The organism is Pseudomonas sp. GW456-12-1-14-TSB6 (genome assembly GCF_059424205.1).
In genome coordinates, this window is sequence record NZ_JBWKZE010000008.1 from 199,937 (window position 1) to 223,425 (window position 23,489).

Consider the following 23,489-nt stretch of genomic DNA (forward strand, 5'->3'; position numbering starts at 1 on the left):
CGTGAGAGTCAGGGCATCAGGTCCAGGGGCAGTGTCGCCTCTCCCGCCAAGCGTTCATGCCACGCCAGCAGCACATCAGGCACCCGCTTTTTCCATTTGGGAACGTTGGTGTAATACCGCGCCCTGACTTTGCGTTGCTCATCGAAAACCAATAGCACCAGCCAAACTCGGCCTCCCGGCGCGCTCATCAGAATCGCCGCGTTGCTGGAAGCCAGACCTCGCAGCCAGAACTCATTGACCTCACCCCCCGGCACATCACTAGAGGTCTCGCCGGCTGCCATTGAGCCGCTATTTTGCAGCAGCGTCTGATAGTCATTTTTGAGCAACGTGCGTAATGCCTGATCTTCTTGCTGCGTACGCACGACGCCAAGGCTCAGCAAGTCGTATTCAATCGCGATCGGTTGGTCAGATGCCACATACCTTCCATCGTAGTAAACGCCCATCCCGCCACCACAAGCCCCCTCACCGCCATCGGAATCAACATCCAGCAAACCGTTGAGGGCGCTGAATTTCAGGGTGCAGTTGCCTTCAGCGAAATGCGCTACGGCACCGTCGATTGTGGCCACACCGTCCATGTCACCAGAGTTGCCACCATTTGACGCAGAAACATCAAAGGCAATATGCGTGGCGTCCACACGCTTGGTTATGACTTCTGCCGCCGATGAAACGCCCCACGGAATCATCTGCCAGGTGGCATCCCAGCTGAAAGGCTTGGCCACGTATTCAAGCGCTTTCAGACGCATCAAATATTCACGGCGCAGGCAGGAGCTATTGGCAGCGCATTGATTGCGCTGTTTCAACCATGAACGCTGATCAGCCTTGAGCGCTTGCGGGTCAGCCACCTGCGCCAACGTTGTCCGCCAGAGCGCCCCGAGTTTCTCATCGAGACTCGAGGTATACGGATCCGCACAAACGGCTTTTTCAACGGGACTGGAAGCGCCAGTACAGTCAAAACTGGCAGCGTGGGACGTGGTAGCAAATACGAGACACGTCAGCAGCAAGGCGTGACGGAGATTGAAAGCGAGCATCGACAGATTCCATTCCTGAGGCGGCAGCAGTATGCCGGGCTCGGGCTATCGATGCTCTGATTTTTCACCGGTTGCTGGCGGACAACCGGGCTCTTGTGCAAGAACGACTCAGAATCTGATTTCAGCCGCCGGCTTCACATCGATCCGCGCCACTGAACCGGTCAGGTGCGCCCAGTCCTTGTTGTGTTCGGCGATGATGTCTTCGGCGCTCATGTTGCCGTTGTCGACCGTCGTATGGGCGTCGGCCGCCAGCTCCACGTCGTAGCCCAGTTGATGGGCCTGACGCACGGTGGCGTTGACGCAGTAATCGGTTTGCATGCCGCAGATCACCAGGCGATCGAAGTCTTCCCGGGGGATCAGTTTCTGCAGATTGGTCTGGTAGAACGAGTCGTTGGCAGTCTTGTCGACGCGCAGATCGCCAGGTGCAGTGTTCAGGCCTTCAGCCAATTGCCAGCCTTCGGCGCCGTGGGCGAACGGGCTGTCCTTTTCGTTGTGCTGGATCAGCACCACCGGCACACCCGACTGGCGCGCACGGGCGCTGAGGCCGTTGATGGTGTCGATTACCCGTTTGGCGTCGTGGCACTCGTATTCGCCCGCGCACAGGGCGCGCTGGACATCGATGATCAGCAATGCGGTGGTCATGGTGAGCCTTCCTTGATCGGTCCTTGGACAGGGGCGGACCTGTGCCCGCCCCCTTTTTACTCCGCTCAGTAACCCAATGACAACCCGGTGTTGCGCCGTGGATCGTTGGCGCCGTAGAAGCGGTTCTTTCCGACTGGTTTACCCCCCAGCGACGGTGCACCGACCAGAATCGCAGCGATGTGGTTGGCGTCCTGCGGACCCGCGAACTTGTGGCCCCAGCTCTCGAGAATCTTCTTCGTGTCGGGGCTGGCGGCGAAGTCTTCGAGGTTGGTTTCCTCCGGCATCCACTGCTGGTGGAAACGTGGAGCGTCGACCGCTTCCTGCAGGCCCATGCCGTAGTCGATGACGTTGAGCATGGTCAGCAACGTCGCGGTAATGATGCGACTGCCACCCGGCGTACCGACCACCATCACCACTTTGCCGTCCTTGGTGACGATAGTCGGGCTCATCGAGGACAGCGGCGCCTTGCCCGGAGCAATGGCGTTGGCCTCACCCTGCACCAGGCCGTACATGTTCGGTACGCCGACCTTGGAAGTGAAGTCGTCCATTTCATCGTTGAGGATCACCCCGGTCTTGCTCGCCATCACGCCTGCGCCGAACCAGTCGTTGAGGGTGTAGGTGACCGAGACCGCGTTGCCCCATTTGTCGACGATCGAATAGTGCGTGGTGTTGCTGCCTTCATGGGGCGCGACGCCGGGTTTGAGTTCCGCCGACACACCGGCCTTCTGCGGCTGGATCGCGTTACGCAGCTTGGTCGCATAGTTCTTGTCCAGCAGGTGTTCGATCGGATTCTTCACGAAATCCGGGTCGCCCAGATAGCTGTTGCGATCCACGTACGCGTGGCGCATCGCCTCAATCTGGTAGTGCATGCCTTGGGCCGAATGGAAGCCCAGATCCTTCATCGGGTAGCCTTCGAGGATGTTCATGATCTGGCAAATCACGACGCCACCGGAGCTTGGCGGCGGTGCCGATACGACGTGATAGCCGCGATAGTCGCACTCCACCGGGGCCAGTTCGCGGGTCTTGTATTTGTCGAGGTCGGCCTGGGTAATGATGCCCTTGTTGGCCTGGCTGGAGGTAACGATGGCGTCGGCCACCCAGCCTTTATAAAAACCGTCGGCGCCTTTTTCGGAAATGGTGCGCAGGGTTTTACCCAGGTCCTTCTGCACCAGTTTCTGCCCGACCTGCATCGGCTCGCCGTTGCTCAGAAAGATCGCGCCGGAATCCTTGATGTCTTTCTTGAACACGTCCGTGGCGTACTCCAAAAGCTCGACGTCGCCCTGTTCCAGTTCAAACCCTTCTTCAGCCAGTTTGATGGCCGGGGCAATCATTTCCTTGCGCGGTTTGGTGCCGTACTTGCTCAGTGCCAGCTCCATGCCGGACACGGTGCCCGGAACGCCGACCGCGAGGTGGCCACGGGTGCTCAGATCAGGGATGACGTTGCCGTCCTTGTCGAGGTACATGTTGGCCGTCGCGGCCAGCGGGGCTTTTTCGCGGAAGTCGAGGAAGGTCTTGCGTCCGTCCGCCAGTTGAATGGTCATGAAACCACCGCCACCGAGGTTGCCCGCCGCCGGGTAAACCACTGCCAGTGCATAACCCACGGCGACCGCCGCATCCACCGCGTTGCCACCACTTTTCAGCACGTCGACACCCACGTGAGTGGCCAGGTGCTGGGCGGTGACCACCATGCCGTTTTCGGCGGCCACCGGGGCAACCGAAGCCGCATGGGCCATAAGGCAGCTGAGCGCCAATGAGGTCGCAATCAGCGATTTGGCAAAAGGTTCGTACTTCATGAGTCGGTCTCTTCTTTTTATAAGGTAGGAAAGCGCTTCAAGAGCACCAGCCAGTATGGTCGCGATTGCGGTTTGCGCCTCCCCGATCCGGCAGTATGCTGGGCGCTGTTTCCCGCCCCATCCCGGAGTTTTGCCCATGGCCTACACGTTCATCACCCTGCCCTCGCCTGTCGGCGAGTTGAAGCTGGTCGCGAACGGCTCACGTCTGGCCGCCATCCTCTGGGAAAACGACAAACCGAACCGGGTGCGCCTGGGGCCGATGAGCGAGGCACCGGACAATCCGCTGTTGCTGAAAACCGCGCGACAGCTGGAAGAATATTTTGCAGGAACGCGAAACGCGTTCGATCTGGAGCTGGACTTTGCCGGCACCGAATTCCAGAAAAAGGTCTGGGCCGCGTTGCTGACCATTCCGTTTGGCGAAACCCGCACCTACAGCCAGATTGCCGAACAGATCGGCCACCCGAGTGCGGTGCGTGCGGTCGGCGCGGCAAACGGGCGCAATCCGATTTCGATCATTGCGCCGTGCCATCGGGTCATCGGCGCCTCAGGAAAACTGACCGGGTTTGCCGGAGGCCTGGAAGCCAAGGAGCGTCTGCTGACCCTGGAAGGTGTCCAGTGGTCAGGCATCGGTAAAACCGGTGATCTGTTTTAACCGCCAAACAGGTTATTCATCGCCGCGTATTGCAGCAGCATGATGGTCTTGGCATCGCAGATCTCGCCTCGCTGGAATGCCGCCAGCGCGTCGTCGAAACGCCACTCCAGCACTTCCAGTTCTTCGGTTTCCTCTTCCAGACCGCCCCCTTCACTGACCTTTGACGAGGCATCGTACTCGGCGATGAAAAAGTGCAATTTCTCGGTCACCGAGCCGGGGCTCATGTAGGCCTCGAACACCTTCTTCACGTCATGCACGCGGTAACCGGTTTCTTCCTCGGCCTCGTCGCGGATGCGCTGCTCCGGCGCCGCGCCTTCGAGCAGTCCGGCCGCCACTTCAATCAGCAAACCGTCGTGACCGTTGACGAACACCGGCAGGCGGAACTGTCGGGTCAGCACCACGGTGCGTTGCTCGCGGTTGAACAGCAGAATCGCCGCGCCATTGCCACGGTCGTAGACCTCGCGCGTCTGACGCTGCCAGTCACCGTTGTTGCGGTGATAGTCGAAGGTGATTTTCTTCAGCAGATACCAGTCGTGGGACAACACCTGGGTATCGACGATGTTGACCCGCTCGGCTGTGTTGGACATGACGCGTGATCCTTTTTTGTCATCGGAAGAAGGCCATGGTAGGTGAAATGATGCAAACCGCCGACGAAAAAAAGCCCGGCAGCGCTACCGGGCTTTCCTTCATTGACTACTGATGTGCCACGTTCACCGTCGCTGCATCAGCACCCTGTGCCGCAGAGGGCGCGCCGTGAATCAGCGGCCCATAACGCCGACAGAACTCCCAGTTGTACGGCACGCGATCCTTGCTGGTGCCATTGTCCCAGTTCACCGACCAGGTCATCAGGCCCTTGATCGGATGCCCTTTGACCGCCAGGCGTTTCATCGCGTTGCCGACCACGGTCTTGTCGATCACGTAACCGGTGGCGGCGGCATCGACGTTGGCCGGCAGGCCGATGACGAACTTGTCCGCCGGGATCCTGGTGAAACCGCGAGTGCCGGTCACCAGGCTCTCGGTCAAGTAATAGAGGAAATCCTCTTTCATCGCGTCGTTGTTCTGGGCGATCCACGCTCCGCTGCCGTTATTGGCTTCCGGCACCCAGACCCCGTCGCCACCCTGGTTGTAGAACTGCGGAGCGATGAAGTCGTAATAGCCTTCCAGCGCCTGCAGATATCCGACGTATTTGCCGGCGGTGGTCAGGTACGGAAACTCCGGCGCCATGCTGATGATGAAATGCTTGCCTTGGCCTGCGTAGTGATCCTTGACCAGTTTCAGCGCGGCCGGCAGGACGGTCTTGTTGGCAGCGAAATCAATCGCGCTCTGCTCAAGATCGATGTCCAGGCCGTCAAAGCCGTAGGTTTCCACCAGACGGATGATTTCATTGGCCAGCGGTTGCTCCTGACCGGCGCGCAACTCGATGTGCGCATCGGCACCGCCCAGGGAAATCAGCACCGCCCGCCCCTGACTGTTGAGCACGCCGACCTGACGGCGAAACTCGGCATCGGAGACGTTGAACGGCTTGAAGGTCGGAATCCCGCTGCCCTTCATGAAGGCCACCGCGACCACGTTGTATTCCTTCGGGACGTTTTCCAGGGTGATGTTGGCGAACTGGCCGCGCTGGTAACCATCGCTCGGGCCGGCCGGCCAGTTGTGCCAGAAACCCATGAGGATCTTCTTGCCGGCAAGGCTCGGCATCAGCGATGCCGCATCGCTGGCCTGGTTATTCAATAGGGTGAAGTCAATGTTTGACATGTTCTAATCCTTCAGAACGTGTGGGTGGACGTTGCGGACTTATTTGAAGTCCACATCGAAGGCCTGATAGAAGGCGTTGCCGGTGTTGGCGACGATCCACATCAGAACGATGACGTGATGCCCCTGCTTGTTGCCCGGCAGTTGCACCGTGTGGGTGACCTTGGCTTTCAATTCCGCCGCATGACTGTAGTACGGCACTTGCGGATAGAAATCCTCGGCAAACGGTTGCGCTTCCAATTGCGCTCGGGTGATGCGTTGTTTCGGGTCCCAGCCATCTCTGGTGATCAGCCAGCGGTAACCGCGAGTGGTGTGCGGCGCGGTGTATTCCCATTTGACCTCAAGGGTCTGGCCGGGAGTGACATTGAGCAGTGGCCAGGAGAACGGGCGCCCGAGTTTCTTGCTCATTTCTTCTGCGGTGAAGTTCACACAGTCACGTGCGTCGTTCTTGCCGCCACTGAGAATATAGCCGTCAGCGGGCGGTACGACGCTCGGGTTGTCGCTTTCGAACGGCGCGGGGAACGGACCAGCCGCGAGTGCCGGGAAGTTCTTGCCGCCCTCCATTTCATTGACCTGCCAGCCACCGAGCAATCCTTGCTCGATGGCCACCGCGCCGCGGCTTGCAGGGGAAATGACGCGACCGTGTCGCAGTTGGGTTTGAGCTTGTGGTTGGTTCATGTTTTTCACTCCGTTGATTTAAGAACTCTCCAGTCCGAGGAGAGGCCTTCAAGCTAACGGAGGGGGATTTTTTGTCCATCGGCGGTTTTGTCGCAGTCGGCCTCGGCGAAACTTCAAAAATGCCGAAAACACTGTATATAAACACAGCTCGCTGCGACGACGCTCACTCAACGCATGGCAAAAAGACTACACCGCGTCATTACAAACACCTGCGTTCACCGGTTCAGGGAAGCTGCGCTCTGAACTCCTTTTCATACTGCCCGGCGAGCTGTTCCTTTTGCTTGTCGTCGAGCAGCTTGCCGGCCATCTGGAAGAATTTCTGCTCTTCCTCCTGCAAGTGGTGATGGACCTTATCCGCGAGCTTTTTTGCCATCGCCAGCCAGGCCGGGCTGGACATGTCGGTCTCGTCGAGCTCTTCCATCATCTCGTCCATTTCATGGTGTTCGGCAATGGCATGGCGACTGAGGTCGACACCCTTGTCGATCTCCATCAACGGAATATAGAAATGGCGCTCTTCGGCGGTTTCGTGGGCCTGAAGCTCAGCTTTCAGCTGTTTGTAGGCCTCAACCCTTTCCGGGGTGTCACCGCTGGTCTTGATCAACGATTTCGCGTAGGTCCGCTGACGATCGTGGCTTTCACGCAGGGCTTCGAAAATGTTCATGGAATCTCCCAGGCAAACGCGTACCGGATGGACGCCCTGAAGGGCTAGACCGCGGCGCAGGAGCGACGGTTCCAAGCGATTGCTTCAATCGGCTGTGGCGCGATAGGCTGCCGATTCATTACTACAAGGAAGACAACATGACGTTGCGGATCGAGCTGTCGCAGGACCCCACCGAAGAACAGCGCGCGGCCATCCTGGCGCCGCTGCGTGCCTACAACATTGCCAAGGCCGGGCCGTCGCTGTACGAACCGGTCGCGCTGCTGGTGCGCGACGATAACGACGCGATCCTCGGTGGCCTCTATGGGCACACGTTCTATCGATGGCTGTTTATCGAGTTGCTGGCGGTGCCGGAACAAGGCCGGGGACAGGGCATCGGCTCGAAGCTGATGAACATGGTCGAGGAGTTTGCACGGGAAAAGGACTGCGTTGGGATCTGGCTCGATACCTTTGATTTTCAGGCGCCCGGGTTCTACAAAAAACTGGGTTATAGCGAATGTGGCGAGATTGTGGATTATCCGCTGGGGCACAAGCGGCATTTCTTCCAGAAACGCTTGATTGATTGATTTCAGCGACCCTCGCCCGCAGGCTGGTGAGGGTCGCAAAATCAACGCATCCAGCCGCCCGTTACAGACAGGTCGCCAGCGCCGCCAAGCGGCGCTTGGCCACAAAATCATCCTTCTGCGCGTAGTAATTCAATACGGTACCGGACGCATCCGTGGTCAAGTCGACAAACGACTCCGCCGAGCGCGTATAGACCGTGGAACCGCCCTTCTTGCCCGGTTGCAGATACGCCGCCGCGTCCACGCCGAACACCGCTTCGTCCTGCCAGGCAAATTGCACGCACTGGGCCACGACTTTTTCGGGTTTGTCCGAATTCAGGGTCTTGTAAGGGGTTTGCGTGCGGGCGTCTTCCATCGCCGAACCCGCGCAACCGGCCAGCAGGGCTGCCGCCAGTGCCACCATCAGCATTCGCATTGCATTCGCTCATTCGGAAAAAACCGGACTGTACCACCGCAACGCCAAAAATCGTTCTGCTTTACTGCATTTAGAGCGCGACACATGCCGGCCGCTGCGGCACATTAACGGTCATCAGCCTTACAAGGAAAGCCAATGGCGCCTACAGACCAACGACACGAACAGGCTCTGAAACTGTTTCTAGAAGCGCGCCCGGAACTGCGCGAAGCCCTTGACCACCTCAATCCGCTGCTGGCACAGGCCAAAGGCGAAACCCAGGCGCAGTACCGCGAAGAACGTCTGCACGAAGCCTTCGAAGCCGAGGCCGAAAGCCAAGGTTTGTTTGCCTGGGAGCTGACGTTGCAGCTCACCGCCGCGACGCCCGAAGAGTATCAGGCACAACGCCTGGAGGTGCATCGCGAAGTGGCGGAAATGGCCGGCATGGACTGGCTGGAATATTGCGATCTGTATGGCATAGAACCGTAAACCCCGCTCAAGGACGCTGCCTCGATGCTGCCTTCCATTTCGACCCACCGCGCCAGCCCCGGACATCTTCATATACAGAAATGGCGCGGCCGTGTGGGGCTGGCGCTGGTCGCCAGCCTGTCGGTACTGGCCGGCATGACCGACGCCATCGGCTTCATGGCCAGCGGCGATTTCGTTTCCTTCATGAGCGGCAACACCACGCGGCTGGCGGTGGCGATCAGTGATGGCGACAGCGGACTGACATTAAGGCTGATCCTGCTGGTCGCGACGTTCATTGTCGGTAATGCCCTAGGGGTCGTGGTCAGTCGATTGGGTGGTCGACGGGCTCTGCCCTTGCTGTTGTCCATCGCCGCCCTGCTGTGTTTGGCAGCCTGGCCCTTTGACACGCAACTGCCGGCCCTGCTGGCGGCGATCATTGCGATGGGCATGCTCAACGCGGCGGTGGAAGAAGTGAACGGCCTGCCGGTCGGGCTGACGTACGTCACCGGCGCCCTGTCCCGATTCGGCCGTGGATTGGGCCGCTGGGTGCTCGGCGAACGGCGAAGTGGCTGGCGGGTGCAACTGGTGCCGTGGAGCGGGATGCTGGTCGGGGCCATTCTGGGGGCGGTGCTGGAACATCATCTGGGGCTCAAGGCGATGTTGGTCAGCGGTCTGTTCGCCGCCGTTCTGGGGCTGGTGACCTTGAAGATTCCGCGGCGTTGGCAGCTGGGCTACATGCCACGCTGAAGGACGCCTGCTCGTATCGAGACGGGCGCGGGAAACATCCACTTCGCCGCCCCGCCGAGAAAGCTTTATCATGGCCGCAGTTTTGCTGATCGAGTCCGTCATGAAGTTTGCCATTGCGCTGTTTTCCGCCGCCCATGCGCCCTCCTCGCGCCGCGCCCTGCTGTTCGCTCAGGCCGCGCTGGCCGGCGGGCATGAGATTGTCCGGCTGTTTTTCTATCAGGACGGGGTCCACAACGCATCCGACGCCGTGGTCACGCCGCAGGACGAACTGGACCTGCCCAAGCAGTGGCGCAATTTCATCACCGAACAAAACCTCGACGGCGTGGTGTGCATCGCCGCCGCCCTGCGCCGTGGCGTGTTGAATACCGAGGAAGCCGGGCGTTATCAGCGTGATGCCGTGGCCGTCAGCGCGCCGTGGGAATTGTCCGGCCTCGGTCAGTTGCATGACGCGGTGCAGGATGCCGACCGCCTCATCTGTTTCGGAGGCGCATGACATGGCCAAATCCCTTCTGATTATCAGCCGTCAATCGCCGTGGTCCGGTCCCGGCGCCCGCGAAGCGCTGGACATCGTGCTGGCCGGCGGCGCCTTCGATCTGCCGATCGGTCTGCTGTTTCTCGACGACGGCGTGCTGCAACTGGCAGCCGGGCAAAACGCCAAGGCCCTGCAACAGAAAGACCTGAGCGCCAACCTGCAAGCGTTGCCGATGTTTGGCGTCGAAGAGCTGTTCTACTGCGCCGACAGCGCCAGTGTTCGCGGCCTCGGCGATCGTTCGCTGGACGAGGCGCAGCCTTTGGCCGCCGAGCAAATCACCGCCCTCATTGACCGTTACGACCAGGTGATCACCCTCTGATGTCGACTTTGCATGTGTTGTCCCACTCCCCGTTCGGCGACGAACGCCTGACCAGTTGCCTGCGCCTGCTCGGTTCTGCCGATGCACTGTTGCTGTCTGGCGATGCCGTTTATGCGCTGCAGCCTGGCACCGCGCCGTTCAGTGCGCTGGAAATACGTCAGGTGAAATTGTTCGTGCTGGCCGAAGACGCGCAAGCCCGTGCCGTGCAGGTTCCGGACTGGGCCGAAGCCATCGATTATCCGGCCTTCGTCGAGCTGTCGATCCACCACGACAAGGTCAACAGCTGGCTATGAATGCGTTGACCATCGGCGCCCGCGCCATTGAACTGGACAAGGACGGCTTTCTGGTCGACCTCAACGACTGGTCGGCCGAAGTCGCCAGCGCCCTCGCCGCTGCCGAAGATATCGAACTGAGCCCGGAACACTGGGAAGTCCTCGAATTGCTGCGCAGCTTCTACGCCGAATTCCAGCTGTCACCGGCCACCCGGCCGCTGATCAAGTACACCGCACTCAAGCTCGGCGCGGAGAAAGGCAACAGCCTGCACCTGAACCGACTGTTCAAAGGCACCCCTGCCAAACTCGCCGCGAAACTGGCGGGCCTGCCCAAACCGACGAATTGCCTATGACCGACTATCCAGCGCTGACCCTCGAAACGCCCGCCGAGCATCCATTCGCCCAGTTCGTGCGCATCCTCGGCAAGGGCAAGCGCGGCGCCCGCGACCTCACCCGCGAGGAAGCCCGGCAAGCCATGGGCATGGTCCTCGACGAAGCGGTCGAAGAAACCCAGCTCGGCGCGTTCCTGATGTTGCTGCGGCACAAGGAAGAAAGCGCCGAGGAGATGGCCGGTTTCACCGAGGCCCTTCGCGAGCGCTTGCAGGCCCCGGCGCTGAACGTCGATCTGGACTGGCCGACTTACGCCGGCAAGAAGCGTCACCTGCCGTGGTATCTGTTGGCCGCCAAGTGCCTGGCGCAGAACGGCCTGCGCATTTTCATGCACGGCGGCGGCGCACACACCGCCGGGCGCTTGTACTCCGAACAATTGCTCGGTGAGCTGAACATTCCGCTGTGCCGCAACTGGCAACAGGTTGGCGCGGCGCTGGACAACGGTGGTCTGGCGTTCATGCCGCTGGTGGACTGGGCGCCGCAATTGCAACGGATGATCGACCTGCGCAACACCCTCGGCCTGCGCTCGCCGATTCACTCACTGGCGCGGATTCTCAATCCGCTGGGCGCGCGTTGCGGCCTGCAGAGTATTTTCCACCCCGGCTATCAGGCGGTGCACCGCGATGCCAGCGGCCTGCTCGGCGACACGGCGATCGTGATCAAGGGCGACGGCGGCGAGATCGAGATCAACCCGGATGCCGACAGCCACTTGTACGGCACCACCGGCGGCGAGAGCTGGGACGAGGAATGGCCGCAGCTGTCGGCGCAGCGTCACGTCAAACCGGCGTCGCTGGATATCGAGCATTTGAAGGCCGTTTGGCGCGGCGATGTGGTCGACAGTTACCCGCAAATGGCGTTGATCTCGACCATGGCGTTGGCGCTGCGCGGCCTCGGCCAAAGCCGTGAACAGGCTTTTGAAACCGCGGAGCAATACTGGGCCGCGCGGGATAAATCGATTTAACCGATCATTAACGCCCGATCTTTGCGCTTTTTGTTCGAACTCATCGGAATAGACTCAACTCCAACGAATTATTGGTTTCTGGAGTCTTGATCATGGGTTTACTCGTCGACGGCCGCTGGCAGGACAAGTGGTACGAAAGCAGCAAGGACGGCGCGTTCCAGCGCGAACAGGCGCAGCGCCGCAACTGGGTCACTCGCAATGGCGAGCCGGGCCCGAGCGGTGAAGGCGGTTTTGCCGCCGAAGCCGGGCGTTATCACCTTTATGTCTCTCTCGCCTGTCCGTGGGCGCATCGCACGCTGATCCTGCGCAAGCTCAAGGGCCTGGAAAGCCTGATCGACGTTTCCGTCGTCAGCTGGCTGATGCTGGAAAACGGCTGGACCTTCGATCAGAACCTCGGTTCGACCGGCGACAAACTCGACCACTTCGATTTCATGCACCAGCGCTACACCGCCGACACCGCCGACTACACCGGCCGCGTCACCGTGCCGGTGCTGTGGGACAAGAAGCTCAAGCGCATCGTCAGCAACGAATCGGCGGAGATCATCCGCATGTTCAACAGTGCGTTCGATGACTTGACCGGCAACGATCTGGACTTCTATCCGGCGCCATTACGCAGTGAGATCGATTCGCTGAACGAGCGGATCTACCCTGCCGTGAACAACGGCGTGTACCGCGCCGGGTTCGCCACCTCACAGAAGGCCTATGAAGAAGCGTTCGATGATGTATTTGCCGAACTGGATCATCTGGAGCAGGTGCTGGGCGCCAACCGTTATCTGACGGGTGAATACCTGACCGAGGCGGACGTGCGCTTGTTCACCACGCTGATTCGTTTCGACGCGGTGTACCACGGGCACTTCAAATGCAATCTGCGGCGGATCAGCGATTATCCGAATCTGTCGAACTGGCTGCGGGAGATGTACCAGTGGCCGGGCGTTGCCGAGACCGTGGATTTCCAGCACATCAAGAACCACTACTACGGCAGCCACAAGACCATCAACCCGACCGGGGTTGTGCCGAAGGGGCCGGAGCAGGATTTCACTGTTGCCCATGACCGGGACCGGTTGGGCGGGAAAGGGGTTTGGCGCCGAGGTTGAGAGCAGGATCGTTCCCACCGCGTGGGAACGATCCCTTCAGAGTCGTCAGATCTGACCCTGAGCGCCCTCGAACCACGCCAGTTTCTCGCGCAGTTGCACCACTTCGCCGACGATCACCAGCGTCGGCGCATGCACTTCATGCTCCGCCACCAGCCGCGGCAGGTCGGCCAGCGTGCCGGTGAAAACCCGCTGATTGACCGTGGTGCCCTGCTGGATCAGCGCTGCCGGGGTATCGGCCGCACGACCATGTTTGATCAACTGCTCGCAGATGATCGGCAATCCCACCAACCCCATGTAGAACACCAGCGTCTGCGCCGGCGCGACGAGGTCCGACCACGGCAGATCGGTCGAACCGTCCTTCAAGTGCCCGGTGACGAAACGCACCGACTGAGCGTAGTCGCGATGAGTCAGCGGAATCCCGGCATATGCCGCGCAACCGCTGGCCGCCGTGATCCCCGGCACCACCTGAAACGGGATGCCATGGGCCGCCAGTTCCTCGATCTCTTCGCCGCCACGGCCGAAGATGAACGGATCCCCGCCCTTCAACCGCACCACACGCTTGCCGGCCTTGGCCAGATCCACCAATTGCTGGTTGATCTGATCCTGCGGCACGGCGTGATCGGCGCGACGCTTGCCAACGTAAACCCGCTCGGCATCGCGGCGGCACAGTTCAAGAATCGCCGGAGCCACCAAGCGGTCGTACAGCACCACATCGGCTTGCTGCATCAGGCGCAAGGCGCGGAAGGTCAGCAGATCCGGATCACCCGGCCCTGCGCCCACCAGATACACCTCACCGGTCGTAACCATGGCTTCGCCGTCAATCTTGGCTTGCAGCAAACGTTCGGCTTCGGCGCCCTGTCCTGCCAGTTGCCGGTCGGCGATCGGCCCCTGGAACACGTCTTCCCAAAAACCGCGACGTTGCTGCACATCGGGAAACAGGCCTTTGACCTGATCGCGAAACCGCGCGGCCAGACCGGCCAGATGGCCGTAGGTCGAGGGAATCCAGGTTTCGATCTTGGCGCGGATCAGCCGGGCCAGCACCGGCGCATCGCCGCCGCTGGAGACCGCGATGATCAGCGGTGAACGATCGACGATCGCCGGGAAAATCACGCTGCACAGCGCCGGCGCATCGACCACATTTACCGGCACGCAACGCCGATGGGCATCGGCGGAGACCTGCGCGTTCAACGCTTCGTCGTCGGTGGCGGCAATGATCAGCCCGCAGCCATCCAGATCCGTTTCGGCGTAGCCACGCAGCAGGCATTCGCCACCGCTGGCGGCGACCAGTTCGCGCAGTTGCGCTTCGATTTCAGGTGCGACCACCCGCAGCAGCGCACCGGCATCGGCCAGCAGGCGGGACTTGCGCAAGGCAATCTCCCCCCCACCGACGACCAACACACGACTGCCGCGCAGGTTGTGAAACAGCGGCAGATATTTCATTTAGCCGATGACCTCAAGGCCACCCATGTACGGCTTCAGCACGTCCGGCACACGGATCGAACCGTCGGCCTGCTGGTAGTTTTCCAGCACGGCCACCAGGGTACGACCGACTGCCAGACCGGAACCGTTCAGGGTATGCACCAGCTCAGGCTTGCCGGTTTCCGGGTTGCGGAAACGCGCCTGCATGCGGCGGGCCTGGAAGTCGCCGCAGTTGGAGCACGACGAGATTTCACGGTACTTGTCCTGGCTCGGGATCCACACTTCCAGGTCGTAAGTCTTGACCGCGCTGAAGCCCATGTCGCCGGTGCACAGCGCCAGAGTGCGGTAAGGCAGCTCCAGCAGTTGCAGGACTTTCTCGGCATTGGCGGTCAGGCCTTCCAGCGCTTCCATCGACTTCGACGGCTCGACGATCTGGACCATTTCAACTTTGTCGAACTGGTGCTGACGGATCATGCCGCGAGTGTCACGACCCGACGCGCCGGCTTCGCTGCGGAAGCACGGAGTGTGGGCAACAAACTTGATCGGCAGCTGCTTCGAATCGACGATTTCACCGGCCACGATGTTGGTCAGCGACACTTCGGCGGTCGGGATCAGGTACAGATCGGCTTCACCTTCGCGAGCGATCTTGAACAGGTCTTCTTCGAACTTCGGCAGTTGACCGGTGCCTTGTAGCGCCGGGGCCTGAACCAGATAAGGCGTGTAAGCCTCTTCGTAGCCATGCTCGGTGACGTGCAGGTTGATCATGAACTGCGCGAGTGCGCGGTGCAGACGGGCAATCGGGCCACGCAGCAGGGCGAAACGTGCGCCGGACAGCTTGGCGGCGGTTTCGAAGTCGAGCCAGCCGAACTTCTCGCCCAGGGCCACGTGATCCTGAACCGGGAAGTCGAAAGCGGTCGGCGTGCCCCAGCGGCGGACTTCGACGTTGCCGTCTTCGTCTTCGCCGACCGGTACCGATTCGTGCGGCAAATTCGGGATGCCCAGCAGGATCGAATCCAGTTCGGTCTGGATCGCGTCCAGCTCGACTTTACCGGCGCTCAGTTCGCCCGCCATGCGCTCGACGTCCGCCATCAGCGGCGCGATGTCTTCGCCGCGCTGCTTGGCCTGACCGATGGATTTGGAACGCGCGTTACGCTCAGCCTGCAGTGCTTCGGTGCGGGTCTGGACGGTCTTGCGCTGTTCTTCCAGCGCTTCGATGCGCGCGACATCCAGGGCAAAGCCACGGGAAGCCAGGCGGTCCGCTACGTCCTGAAGGTTGCTACGTAACAGTTTGGAATCGAGCATGTCGGTTTCTCGTTATCAAAGTTTGGTCAGGGACAGGCCAGCCCAGGTCGCGAGCAGCCCGCCGAATACGCTGATGGCCGCATAGCCCAGGGCCAGCGGCACTTGCCCGCTTTCCAGCAGGCGCACCGTATCCAGTGAAAAGGATGAAAATGTCGTCAGCCCCCCGAGGAAGCCGACCATCAACCCGGCACGTACCTCGATCGGTACTTCCGGGCGTATCAAAAACATGCCGTACAACACGCCAATCAGCAGACAGCCCACGATATTAACGGCCAGCGTCGCGGTATAGAAGTGCCGCGGCCAATTGGCGTTGACCCAATTGCCGGTAGCGAAGCGCAACAAAGTGCCGACAATCCCGCCGACGGAGACTGCAACAATCAATGGAACCACTATTTTCTCCGCTGCCGGGGGCTTAAACGATCAAGTTGGGCGAGGTGGTTGAGCTTTTCGCCGATCTTTAATTCCAGGCCACGGGGCACCGGTTGGTAGAACGGAATCGGGTCGAGTTCTTCCGGGAAATAGTCTTCGCCGGCAGCGTAAGCGTCCGGTTCGTCGTGGGCATAACGGTATTCGTCGCCATAACCCAATTGCTTCATCAATTTGGTCGGCGCATTGCGCAAGTGCAGCGGCACTTCCAGCGAACCGTGTTCGGCGGCGGCGCGTAGCGCAGTCTTGAAGCCCATGTACACGGCGTTGCTTTTCGGCGCACAGGCCAGATAGGTGATGGCCTGCGCCACTGCCAACTCACCTTCCGGGCTGCCGAGGCGTTCCTGCACTTCCCACGCCGCCAGGCACAGGCTCAGGGCGCGAGGATCGGCGTTGCCGATGTCTTCGCTGGCCATGCGCACCACCCGCCGGGCCAGGTACAGCGGATCGCAGCCGCCGTCGATCATTCGCGCAAACCAGTACAGCGCGCCGTCCGGATTGGAACCGCGCACCGATTTGTGCAGCGCAGAAATCTGGTCGTAGAACGCTTCGCCGCCCTTGTCGAAACGCCGGCGAGTGTCGCCGAGCAGGCTTTGCAGCAGCTCGGTGCCCATCTCACTGTTGTCTTCGGCCAGGTCCGAGGCGTTTTCCAGCAGGTTCAGCAGGCGCCGGCCATCACCGTCGGCGGCGGACAGCAGCATCTGGAAGCCTTCATCGCTGAGGCTCAGATGTCGCTTGCCCAGACCACGCTCTTCGGTCAGTGCGCGGTGCACCAACTTGCGCAACGCCGCCTCGTCGAGGCTTTTGAGTACGTAGACCCGCGCGCGCGACAGCAATGCATTGTTCAGTTCGAACGAAGGGTTTTCAGTGGTGGCACCAATGAAAATCAGGGTGCCGTCTTCAACGTACGGCAGGAAGGCGTCCTGTTGAGACTTGTTGAAGCGGTGCACTTCATCGACAAACAGGATCGTGCGCTTGCCGTACTGACCGGCCTGCTGCTTGGCGATTTCCACCGCCTGACGGATCTCCTTGACCCCGGCCAATACGGCCGAGACCGTTTCGAAGTGCGCATCCGAAACTTCCGCCAGCAACCGCGCCAACGTGGTTTTGCCCACGCCCGGCGGGCCCCAGAAGATCATCGAATGCAGGGCACCCTGCTCCAGCGCTTCGCGCAAAGGCTTGCCGCGAGCGAGCACGTGTTCCTGACCGACGTACTCATCCAGATTGGTCGCCCGTAAACGGGCGGCCAGTGGCTGGGCAATCGGTGCACTGCGAAACAGATCCATCACGTACCGTTGAAACCTCTGTGTTTATTCCTGGATCACATCGGCACCCTTGGGGATGTCGAACTTGAACTTCGAGGCCGGGACCGCTTCGTTGGCCTTCACACCGGTAAACAGGATGTTGGTGCGCTGGCCGACGCTGTCGATCAGTTGCATGTCATTGACCAGACCGTTGCGGAACGACAGGCGCAGGCTGTCGAACAGCGTGTCCTTGGTTTTCGGCTTCAGGGTGAAGTCGATCACGCCACCGGCCTCTTTCGCGGTGATGTCAAAGCTCTGGCTGATCTTCGATACGTCGCCAGACAGCAACAGCGCCGGCGTCTGGGTCAGGCGCTCATCAAGTTTCTTGATGGTGGCCTGCTCCAGGTCCGGGTCCCACAGCGTGACTTTCTTGCCGTCGGACACCATGGTCTGCTCGGCTGGCGCATTGGTGTGCCAGTAGAACAGGCCCGGACGCTGCAGGGTCATGTCGCCGGTGGTTTCCTGCAACTGGGTGCCGCTGCCGTCGAGGGTCAACTGGGAAAAATTGGCGGTCAGGGTCTTGGATGTTTCGAGCAATTGGGTCAGGCGAGCCACATCCTTGTCATCGGCGTGAGCCGTGAGGGTGGTCAGAGCCAGTACCGGCAGCAACATGCGGATAAGACGCATGGGAGTCCTCTTGAATACTCGTGGGAAAGTGGACGGCGCTTCATGCACCGCCCATTGCATTTGGATCAGGGTATCGAATCAGTCGCGTACCGGGCCAGGGGCCAGGACTTCGCGGGAACCGTTGGTGTTCATCGACGTCACGACCCCGGCCATTTCCATGGCTTCGATCATGCGCGCGGCACGGTTGTAGCCGATCTTCAGCTTGCGCTGTACAGCGGAGATGGAGGCGCGACGGCTTTCCAGCACGAACTGCACGGCTTCGTCGTACAGCGCGTCGGCTTCCGGATCGTCGCCGTCACCGCCGCCGCTACTGCCTTCGAAACCACTGCCCGCCTCTTCGACACCGTTGAGGATGTCGTCGTTGTATTCCGGCGCGCCGCGCAGTTTCCAGGCTTCAACCACCCGGTGAACTTCATCGTCGGACACGAAGGCGCCGTGAACCCGGATCGGCAAGCTGGTGCCCGGCGGCATGTAGAGCATGTCACCGTGGCCGAGCAGTTGCTCGGCGCCGCCCTGGTCGATGATGGTCCGGGAGTCGATCTTGCTCGATACCTGGAACGCCATCCGCGTCGGGATGTTCGCCTTGATCAGACCGGTGATCACGTCCACCGATGGCCGCTGGGTCGCAAGAATCAGGTGGATACCGGCCGCACGCGCCTTCTGGGCGATACGGGCGATCAATTCTTCTACCTTCTTGCCGACGATCATCATCATGTCGGCGAATTCGTCCACGACTACGACGATGGTTGGCAGCTTCTGCAACAGCGGCGCTTCGTCGTGGATGCTTTCGCGTTTGTACAGGGGATCGCTCAGCGGCTCGCCGGCGTCCTGGGCTTCCTTGACCTTGGCGTTGAAGCCGGACAGGTTTCGCACGCCCATCTTCGCCATCAGCTTGTAGCGACGCTCCATCTCGGCCACGCTCCAGCGCAGGGCGTTGGCGGCGTCTTTCATGTCGGTCACGACCGGGCACAACAGGTGCGGGATGCCTTCGTAGATCGACAGCTCGAGCATTTTCGGGTCGATCATGATCAGCTTGGCGTCGTCCGGGCCGGACTTGAACAGGATCGACAGGATCATCGCGTTCACGCCCACCGACTTACCGGAACCGGTGGTACCGGCCACCAGCAGGTGCGGCATCTTCGCCAGGTCAGTGATGACTGGCTTGCCGCCGATATCGTGGCCCAGGGCAAGGGTGACCGGCGATTTGAAGTTGTCGTACTCAGGGGTCGACAGCACTTCAGAGAAGCGCACGATCTGCCGGTCTTCGTTGGGAATTTCGATGCCGACCGTGGTCTTGCCCGGAATCACTTCCACCACCCGCACACTGGTCACGGCCAGCGAACGTGCAAGGTCTTTCGCCAGGTTGGCGATACGGCTGACCTTCACGCCCGCAGCAGGCTGGATTTCGTAACGGGTAATGACCGGGCCCGGATGGATCGAATCCACGGTGACTTCGACGCCGAATTCCTTGAGTTTGATCTCCAGCAAATGGCCGACCGCCGCCAGGGATTCGGGCGAATAGTTGAGTTGTTTCTTTTCCGCAGGATCGAGGATCGAGATCGGCGGCAAGGTGCCTTCCACGGCACTGTCGACGAACAACGGCACCTGCTTCTCTTTCTGCACGCGCTTGCTTGGCTCCGGCGCCTTGACCGGGGCCGGGGCGATGACCGGCGGCACCTGTTTCTCACGCTCGGACATGTGTTTGCTGAGGGCCTGCTCGCGCTCGATCAGACGTTCCTTGACCTTGGCCTGTTCGCGTTTGTCGGTGACCGTCGGTGCAACCACGTCATGCACGCGATCGTCGACTTCACGCAGCTGCGCGACCAGTTGCTTGCGCTCGGTACGAGCCGACCACCAGCGGTTTAGCGCGCCCTGGAACAGTTCGAACAGGTCAAGCGTGATCTTGCCAGTGATGTCCATCACCTTGAACCACGACAGGTCGGTGAACACCGTCAGGCCGAACAGGAACAGCGCGATAAACAGCAACGTGCTGCCCTGAATGTTCAGGGCGTTGCGGGCCAGGTCACCGAGGCTTTCACCCAGCGCACCACCCGCGCCGGCCGGCAATCCGGTGGCTGCATGGAAATGAATGTGCGCCAGCGCAGCGCCGGACAACACCAGAAACACCAGACCGATCAGGCGCCAGGAAAACAGCCAGCCGCTCCACTGCCACGGCTCGTGACGCTGACGGAAGATCTGATACGCCTTGATCGCCAGCAGCAACGGGAATATGTACGCGAAGTAACCCAGCACCATGAACAGGATGTCGGCGCTGTAGGAACCGGCAGGGCCGCCGAAGTTCTGCACGTCGTCGATCTTGCTGTTGTGGCTCCAGCCCGGATCGTCCTTGCCGTAAGTCAGCAAGGCCATCATCAGGAACAGGCACAAGGCGCCGATGGCGATCAATGCACCTTCCTTGAGCCGGTAGTGCAACTGTTGACGCCATAGCGGAACGACTGTTTTTGGTGCTTCCGTGGATTTCTTCAAAACGCTTCTTTTCCTGCGCCAGAGGCGCGTCCATCTATTGAATGACGATAAAAAACTGCCCAATCCAGGCAGGTAAAAAAATTGACGGGCGCAACGGAGACTACTTTTAACACTGCGCCCCGCCTTTTATAAACACGGCACGCGGCGAATATTCTGTAACAGCCCGGCATTGTACGGGTTTGCGCGTTCGATGCCATGCTTCGAAGCCCCAGGTTCAAGCATAGCCAAACGCACAACACCCGACGTTCAATTTGAGCATGCATTACCTTTTGTGACAAAGGCTTATGAGGTGTATTTGATGAACGTAGCGAAGCATTCGCGCCTCATCTCCCCTGAGTGCCACACATTGGCATCAGCAACCTTGCCCGCACCGGTGCAACGCCCGATTACGACCGCATCCGGATGCTCAAGTTGCAGCTACGCAAAAGCCGCACTGCAACGGAGGACATCCGCGTCATTTCCCGGCACACTTTACCGCGAGCCCACTGCCCACCGCCCTCCCCTTCTGCAAGCCTGGACGCCATGCTGACTTGGTTACAACGCAACTCACTGACTTTCCCGCCACTGGAAAAGGCCATGCGCGATCCCAACGGATTGCTGGCGGCCGGCGGCGACCTGTCCGCCGATCGCCTGATCCAGGCCTATCGCCATGGCTGCTTTCCATGGTTTTCCGAGGGTCAGCCGATTCTCTGGTGGTCGCCGGATCCGCGCACCGTGCTTTTTCCCGACGAACTGCACGTCTCGCGCAGCCTCGGCAAATTGATGCGCAAACAGCGTTATCAAGTGACTTTCGATCAGGATTTCGACGCCGTGATCCGCGCCTGCGCCGCCCCCAGGGAATACGCCGACGGCACCTGGATCACCGAGGCGATGCAGAGCGCCTATATCGAACTGCATCGGCGCGGCTTTGCCCACTCGGTGGAAGTCTGGGATCAGGGCGAACTGGTCGGAGGCCTGTATGGCCTGGCGATGGGGCAACTGTTCTTCGGTGAGTCGATGTTCAGCCGTGCGGACAATGCTTCCAAGTACGGCTTTGCCACGCTGGTGCAACATCTTAAGGAAGCGGGCTTCGTGCTGATCGACTGCCAGATGCCGACCGATCACCTGCACAGCCTTGGCGCCCGGGCCATTTCACGGCAGACATTCGCCGACTATCTGGCCCGGCACCTCGATCAACCCAATCATGCGACCTGGGTTTGCTGAGCGACTTTTGCGCGCGTGGCTTACACTTAATTCACCAGCCTACCCTTGAGGGTTGATCATGACCGAGTTGGCGCGTTTGAAGTTTTATGCCACTCAGCCTCACTCTTGCAGTTATCTGCCCGAGGAACAGGCGACGACCCTGTTTCTCGATCCGAGCCAGCCCATGGATGTGCATGTCTACGCAGATCTGTCAGAAATGGGCTTTCGTCGCAGCGGCGATCATCTTTACCGCCCGCATTGCCAGAACTGCAATGCCTGCGTGCCTGCGCGCATTCCTGTGGCGCAGTTCAACCCCAACCGCCAACAAAAACGCATTTTCAAGCGCAACATCGATTTGCAGGTACGTCCGGTCAAGCCGGCGTTCAGCGAAGAATATTTCGATCTCTATCAGCGCTACATCGAACAGCGCCACGCCGACGGCGACATGTATCCGCCCAGCCGCGATCAATTCTCGACTTTTCTGGTACGCGACCTGCCCTTCTCACGCTTCTACGAGTTCCGGCTCGACGGACGGTTACTTGCAGTCGCCGTCACCGACCTGCTGCCCAACGGCCTGTCCGCGGTCTACACCTTTTACGAGCCGCAGGAAGAACGCCGCAGCCTGGGGCGCTACGCCATCCTCTGGCAAATCGCCGAAGCCCAGCGCCTGGGGCTTGAGGCGGTGTACCTGGGCTACTGGATCAAAAACTGCAAAAAGATGAACTACAAGACCCAATATCGGCCCATTGAACTGCTCATTAATCAGCGCTGGGTCATCCTGAACTGAATGCAAACCCTAAACCCCTTGGCGTAAACCCCATTTTTCGGGCACAATGCACGCCGCTTTTGCCTGGCGCAGTTGCACCGGGCCATTCATTGGATACCGAGGGCTTTACTGCATGTCGAAAGAAGACAGCTTCGAAATGGAAGGCACTGTCGTCGACACCCTGCCCAACACCATGTTTCGTGTGGAGTTGGAAAATGGGCACGTCGTAACCGCGCATATTTCCGGCAAGATGCGCAAGAACTACATTCGTATTCTTACCGGTGACAAAGTGCGCGTCGAGCTGACGCCCTATGACTTGAGCAAAGGGCGTATTACTTACCGCGCTCGCTAATCAAGTCAATACAAGACGCCCGGCTTAATGCCGGGCGTTTTTGTTTGTCTGGGATTTGGTGTTTTGGGTTTGTGCTTGAGTTTTGGGGGTATATCCGTTGCTGCGGTAACGGCTTCTCAGGGTTCCGCCCTTACGGCGGGTCACTTTTTCCAAACGCCGAAAAAGTAACCAAAAAGGCTGAGCCCCGGCGTACGGCACTTCGCTTAGGCTCAGTATTCCCTCGCTACGGTGTCCATCAGGGGGCATCGCCTACGGTTTGCTTCGCTGCACCTCCTCTCGATGTATGCGGCTGCGCCGCACGGCGCTACGCGCCTACCCCCTGATGGACACCTACGCTCGGCCTGCCGATGGGACTAAAGATCAAAAGCAGATCAAGAGCCAGATCAAGAGCCCCTCACCCTAGCCCTCCCGAAACGTCGGACCGCCCGTAGGGAGAGGGAACTGATCGAGGTGTATGGCAGCGCTACGCCGACGTGCGATACCGCGTCGAACTCAGACTTTGAATAGCACAAAAATCGGCTCCCTCTCCTCGGGGAGAGGGCTGGGGTGAGGGGTAAACCCACCACGAAAACCAAAGCCGAACACGCCCCGCTCCTCCCCACTCAAAACGATGAGCGTTAGCTCGAGTACCGCTTTTGATCGCAGGGCCCGTCGGCAGGCTGAGTGGAGGGATTGATCCGGGGG

At 60.2% G+C, this 23,489-nt stretch carries 26 protein-coding genes and 1 pseudogene; 13 read left to right on the forward strand and 14 right to left on the reverse strand.

Annotated features, from left to right (window positions below; genetic code table 11):
- Positions 1 to 8 precede the first annotated feature (8 nt).
- The 3 genes from AC07Y2_RS10305 to ggt form a co-directional block, all read right to left on the reverse strand.
- Positions 9 to 1,028, reverse strand: coding sequence for a lysozyme inhibitor LprI family protein (locus tag AC07Y2_RS10305; RefSeq protein ID WP_103385915.1), 1,020 nt, complete (start codon positions 1,026 to 1,028; stop codon positions 9 to 11).
- A 108-nt stretch (positions 1,029 to 1,136) separates the two neighbouring features.
- Positions 1,137 to 1,670, reverse strand: coding sequence for a cysteine hydrolase family protein (locus AC07Y2_RS10310; RefSeq protein ID WP_103385914.1), 534 nt, complete (start codon positions 1,668 to 1,670; stop codon positions 1,137 to 1,139).
- Between the two features lie 65 nt (positions 1,671 to 1,735).
- The gene (gene ggt, locus AC07Y2_RS10315) at positions 1,736 to 3,463 is read right to left on the reverse strand and encodes a gamma-glutamyltransferase (RefSeq protein WP_039767376.1); all 1,728 of its coding nucleotides are present in this window, start codon (positions 3,461 to 3,463) and stop codon (positions 1,736 to 1,738) included.
- A gap of 136 nt (positions 3,464 to 3,599) precedes the next feature.
- Here ggt and AC07Y2_RS10320 point away from each other — a divergent pair, with 136 nt between their 5' ends.
- Entirely contained in the window at positions 3,600 to 4,115 is a 516-nt protein-coding gene (locus AC07Y2_RS10320; protein ID WP_103385913.1) for a methylated-DNA--[protein]-cysteine S-methyltransferase, read from the forward strand.
- Here AC07Y2_RS10320 and AC07Y2_RS10325 read toward each other — a convergent pair.
- From AC07Y2_RS10325 to AC07Y2_RS10340, 4 genes and pseudogenes are all read right to left on the reverse strand, one after another.
- Entirely contained in the window at positions 4,112 to 4,702 is a 591-nt protein-coding gene (locus AC07Y2_RS10325) for an NUDIX domain-containing protein (RefSeq protein WP_064380653.1), read from the reverse strand. The genes AC07Y2_RS10320 and AC07Y2_RS10325 overlap by 4 nt on opposite strands.
- A gap of 142 nt (positions 4,703 to 4,844) precedes the next feature.
- Positions 4,845 to 5,870, reverse strand: a pseudogene (locus AC07Y2_RS10330) (chitinase); the annotation flags it as partial.
- Between the two features lie 39 nt (positions 5,871 to 5,909).
- The gene (locus AC07Y2_RS10335; RefSeq protein ID WP_039767385.1) at positions 5,910 to 6,545 is read right to left on the reverse strand and encodes a lytic polysaccharide monooxygenase auxiliary activity family 9 protein; all 636 of its coding nucleotides are present in this window, start codon (positions 6,543 to 6,545) and stop codon (positions 5,910 to 5,912) included.
- A 223-nt stretch (positions 6,546 to 6,768) separates the two neighbouring features.
- On the reverse strand, positions 6,769 to 7,206 hold the full coding sequence (locus AC07Y2_RS10340; protein ID WP_039767386.1) for a hemerythrin domain-containing protein: 438 nt from the start codon (positions 7,204 to 7,206) through the stop codon (positions 6,769 to 6,771).
- Between the two features lie 137 nt (positions 7,207 to 7,343).
- On the opposite strand from AC07Y2_RS10340, the gene AC07Y2_RS10345 reads away from it, so the two are divergent.
- On the forward strand, positions 7,344 to 7,769 hold the full coding sequence (locus AC07Y2_RS10345; RefSeq protein ID WP_074688926.1) for a GNAT family N-acetyltransferase: 426 nt from the start codon (positions 7,344 to 7,346) through the stop codon (positions 7,767 to 7,769).
- A 61-nt stretch (positions 7,770 to 7,830) separates the two neighbouring features.
- Here the strand turns inward: AC07Y2_RS10345 and AC07Y2_RS10350 are convergent, their stop codons facing one another.
- The gene (locus tag AC07Y2_RS10350; RefSeq protein ID WP_039767389.1) at positions 7,831 to 8,181 is read right to left on the reverse strand and encodes a hypothetical protein; all 351 of its coding nucleotides are present in this window, start codon (positions 8,179 to 8,181) and stop codon (positions 7,831 to 7,833) included.
- 135 nt (positions 8,182 to 8,316) lie between these two features.
- Between AC07Y2_RS10350 and AC07Y2_RS10355 the strand changes: the two genes are divergently transcribed.
- The 8 genes from AC07Y2_RS10355 (at position 8,317) to AC07Y2_RS10390 (ending at position 12,940) form a co-directional block, all read left to right on the forward strand.
- Positions 8,317 to 8,646: a DUF6388 family protein gene (locus tag AC07Y2_RS10355; RefSeq protein ID WP_039767391.1), complete on the forward strand. Its 330-nt coding sequence runs from the start codon at positions 8,317 to 8,319 to the stop codon at positions 8,644 to 8,646.
- A 24-nt stretch (positions 8,647 to 8,670) separates the two neighbouring features.
- Positions 8,671 to 9,372, forward strand: a complete 702-nt coding sequence (locus AC07Y2_RS10360) for a YoaK family protein (protein ID WP_103385911.1) — start codon at positions 8,671 to 8,673, stop codon at positions 9,370 to 9,372.
- 100 nt (positions 9,373 to 9,472) lie between these two features.
- Positions 9,473 to 9,865, forward strand: a complete 393-nt coding sequence (tusD, locus tag AC07Y2_RS10365) for a sulfurtransferase complex subunit TusD (protein ID WP_039767683.1) — start codon at positions 9,473 to 9,475, stop codon at positions 9,863 to 9,865.
- Position 9,866: 1 nt separating this feature from the next.
- Entirely contained in the window at positions 9,867 to 10,223 is a 357-nt protein-coding gene (tusC, locus tag AC07Y2_RS10370; protein WP_039767393.1) for a sulfurtransferase complex subunit TusC, read from the forward strand.
- Positions 10,223 to 10,516: a sulfurtransferase complex subunit TusB gene (gene tusB, locus AC07Y2_RS10375; protein WP_039767396.1), complete on the forward strand. Its 294-nt coding sequence runs from the start codon at positions 10,223 to 10,225 to the stop codon at positions 10,514 to 10,516. Before tusC ends, tusB begins: the two co-directional genes overlap by 1 nt.
- Entirely contained in the window at positions 10,513 to 10,848 is a 336-nt protein-coding gene (locus tag AC07Y2_RS10380) for a TusE/DsrC/DsvC family sulfur relay protein (protein WP_039767398.1), read from the forward strand. Before tusB ends, AC07Y2_RS10380 begins: the two co-directional genes overlap by 4 nt.
- The gene (locus AC07Y2_RS10385; protein ID WP_074688932.1) at positions 10,845 to 11,846 is read left to right on the forward strand and encodes a glycosyl transferase family protein; all 1,002 of its coding nucleotides are present in this window, start codon (positions 10,845 to 10,847) and stop codon (positions 11,844 to 11,846) included. The genes AC07Y2_RS10380 and AC07Y2_RS10385 overlap by 4 nt, the downstream gene beginning before the upstream one ends.
- A 92-nt stretch (positions 11,847 to 11,938) precedes the next feature.
- Positions 11,939 to 12,940: a glutathione S-transferase family protein gene (locus tag AC07Y2_RS10390; protein WP_103385910.1), complete on the forward strand. Its 1,002-nt coding sequence runs from the start codon at positions 11,939 to 11,941 to the stop codon at positions 12,938 to 12,940.
- A 45-nt stretch (positions 12,941 to 12,985) separates the two neighbouring features.
- On the opposite strand, the gene cysG is transcribed toward AC07Y2_RS10390, so the two are convergent.
- From cysG to AC07Y2_RS10420, 6 genes are all read right to left on the reverse strand, one after another.
- A complete protein-coding gene (gene cysG / locus AC07Y2_RS10395) occupies positions 12,986 to 14,380 on the reverse strand; it encodes a siroheme synthase CysG (RefSeq protein ID WP_074688936.1) in 1,395 nt (464 codons plus the stop codon).
- Positions 14,381 to 15,661 (reverse strand): serine--tRNA ligase, encoded by a 1,281-nt coding sequence (serS, locus tag AC07Y2_RS10400; protein WP_007958190.1) that lies wholly within the window; start codon positions 15,659 to 15,661, stop codon positions 14,381 to 14,383.
- Positions 15,662 to 15,676: 15 nt separating this feature from the next.
- On the reverse strand, positions 15,677 to 16,051 hold the full coding sequence (crcB, locus tag AC07Y2_RS10405) for a fluoride efflux transporter CrcB (RefSeq protein ID WP_103385909.1): 375 nt from the start codon (positions 16,049 to 16,051) through the stop codon (positions 15,677 to 15,679).
- On the reverse strand, positions 16,051 to 17,373 hold the full coding sequence (locus AC07Y2_RS10410; RefSeq protein ID WP_103385908.1) for a replication-associated recombination protein A: 1,323 nt from the start codon (positions 17,371 to 17,373) through the stop codon (positions 16,051 to 16,053). The genes crcB and AC07Y2_RS10410 overlap by 1 nt, the downstream gene beginning before the upstream one ends.
- A gap of 24 nt (positions 17,374 to 17,397) precedes the next feature.
- On the reverse strand, positions 17,398 to 18,018 hold the full coding sequence (lolA, locus tag AC07Y2_RS10415; protein ID WP_011334944.1) for an outer membrane lipoprotein periplasmic chaperone LolA: 621 nt from the start codon (positions 18,016 to 18,018) through the stop codon (positions 17,398 to 17,400).
- A gap of 78 nt (positions 18,019 to 18,096) precedes the next feature.
- Positions 18,097 to 20,505 carry a DNA translocase FtsK gene (locus AC07Y2_RS10420; protein ID WP_011334945.1) on the reverse strand — a complete coding sequence of 803 codons (2,409 nt, stop codon included), beginning with the start codon at positions 20,503 to 20,505 and terminating at the stop codon, positions 18,097 to 18,099.
- Positions 20,506 to 21,027: 522 nt separating this feature from the next.
- On the opposite strand from AC07Y2_RS10420, the gene aat reads away from it, so the two are divergent.
- From aat to infA, 3 genes are all read left to right on the forward strand, one after another.
- Positions 21,028 to 21,708 (forward strand): leucyl/phenylalanyl-tRNA--protein transferase, encoded by a 681-nt coding sequence (gene aat, locus AC07Y2_RS10425; RefSeq protein WP_103385907.1) that lies wholly within the window; start codon positions 21,028 to 21,030, stop codon positions 21,706 to 21,708.
- A 58-nt stretch (positions 21,709 to 21,766) separates the two neighbouring features.
- Entirely contained in the window at positions 21,767 to 22,474 is a 708-nt protein-coding gene (locus AC07Y2_RS10430; protein WP_007958178.1) for an arginyltransferase, read from the forward strand.
- A gap of 112 nt (positions 22,475 to 22,586) precedes the next feature.
- Complete coding sequence (gene infA / locus AC07Y2_RS10435) at positions 22,587 to 22,805, forward strand: translation initiation factor IF-1 (RefSeq protein ID WP_002553999.1); 219 nt, start codon at positions 22,587 to 22,589, stop codon at positions 22,803 to 22,805.
- Positions 22,806 to 23,489 lie beyond the last annotated feature (684 nt).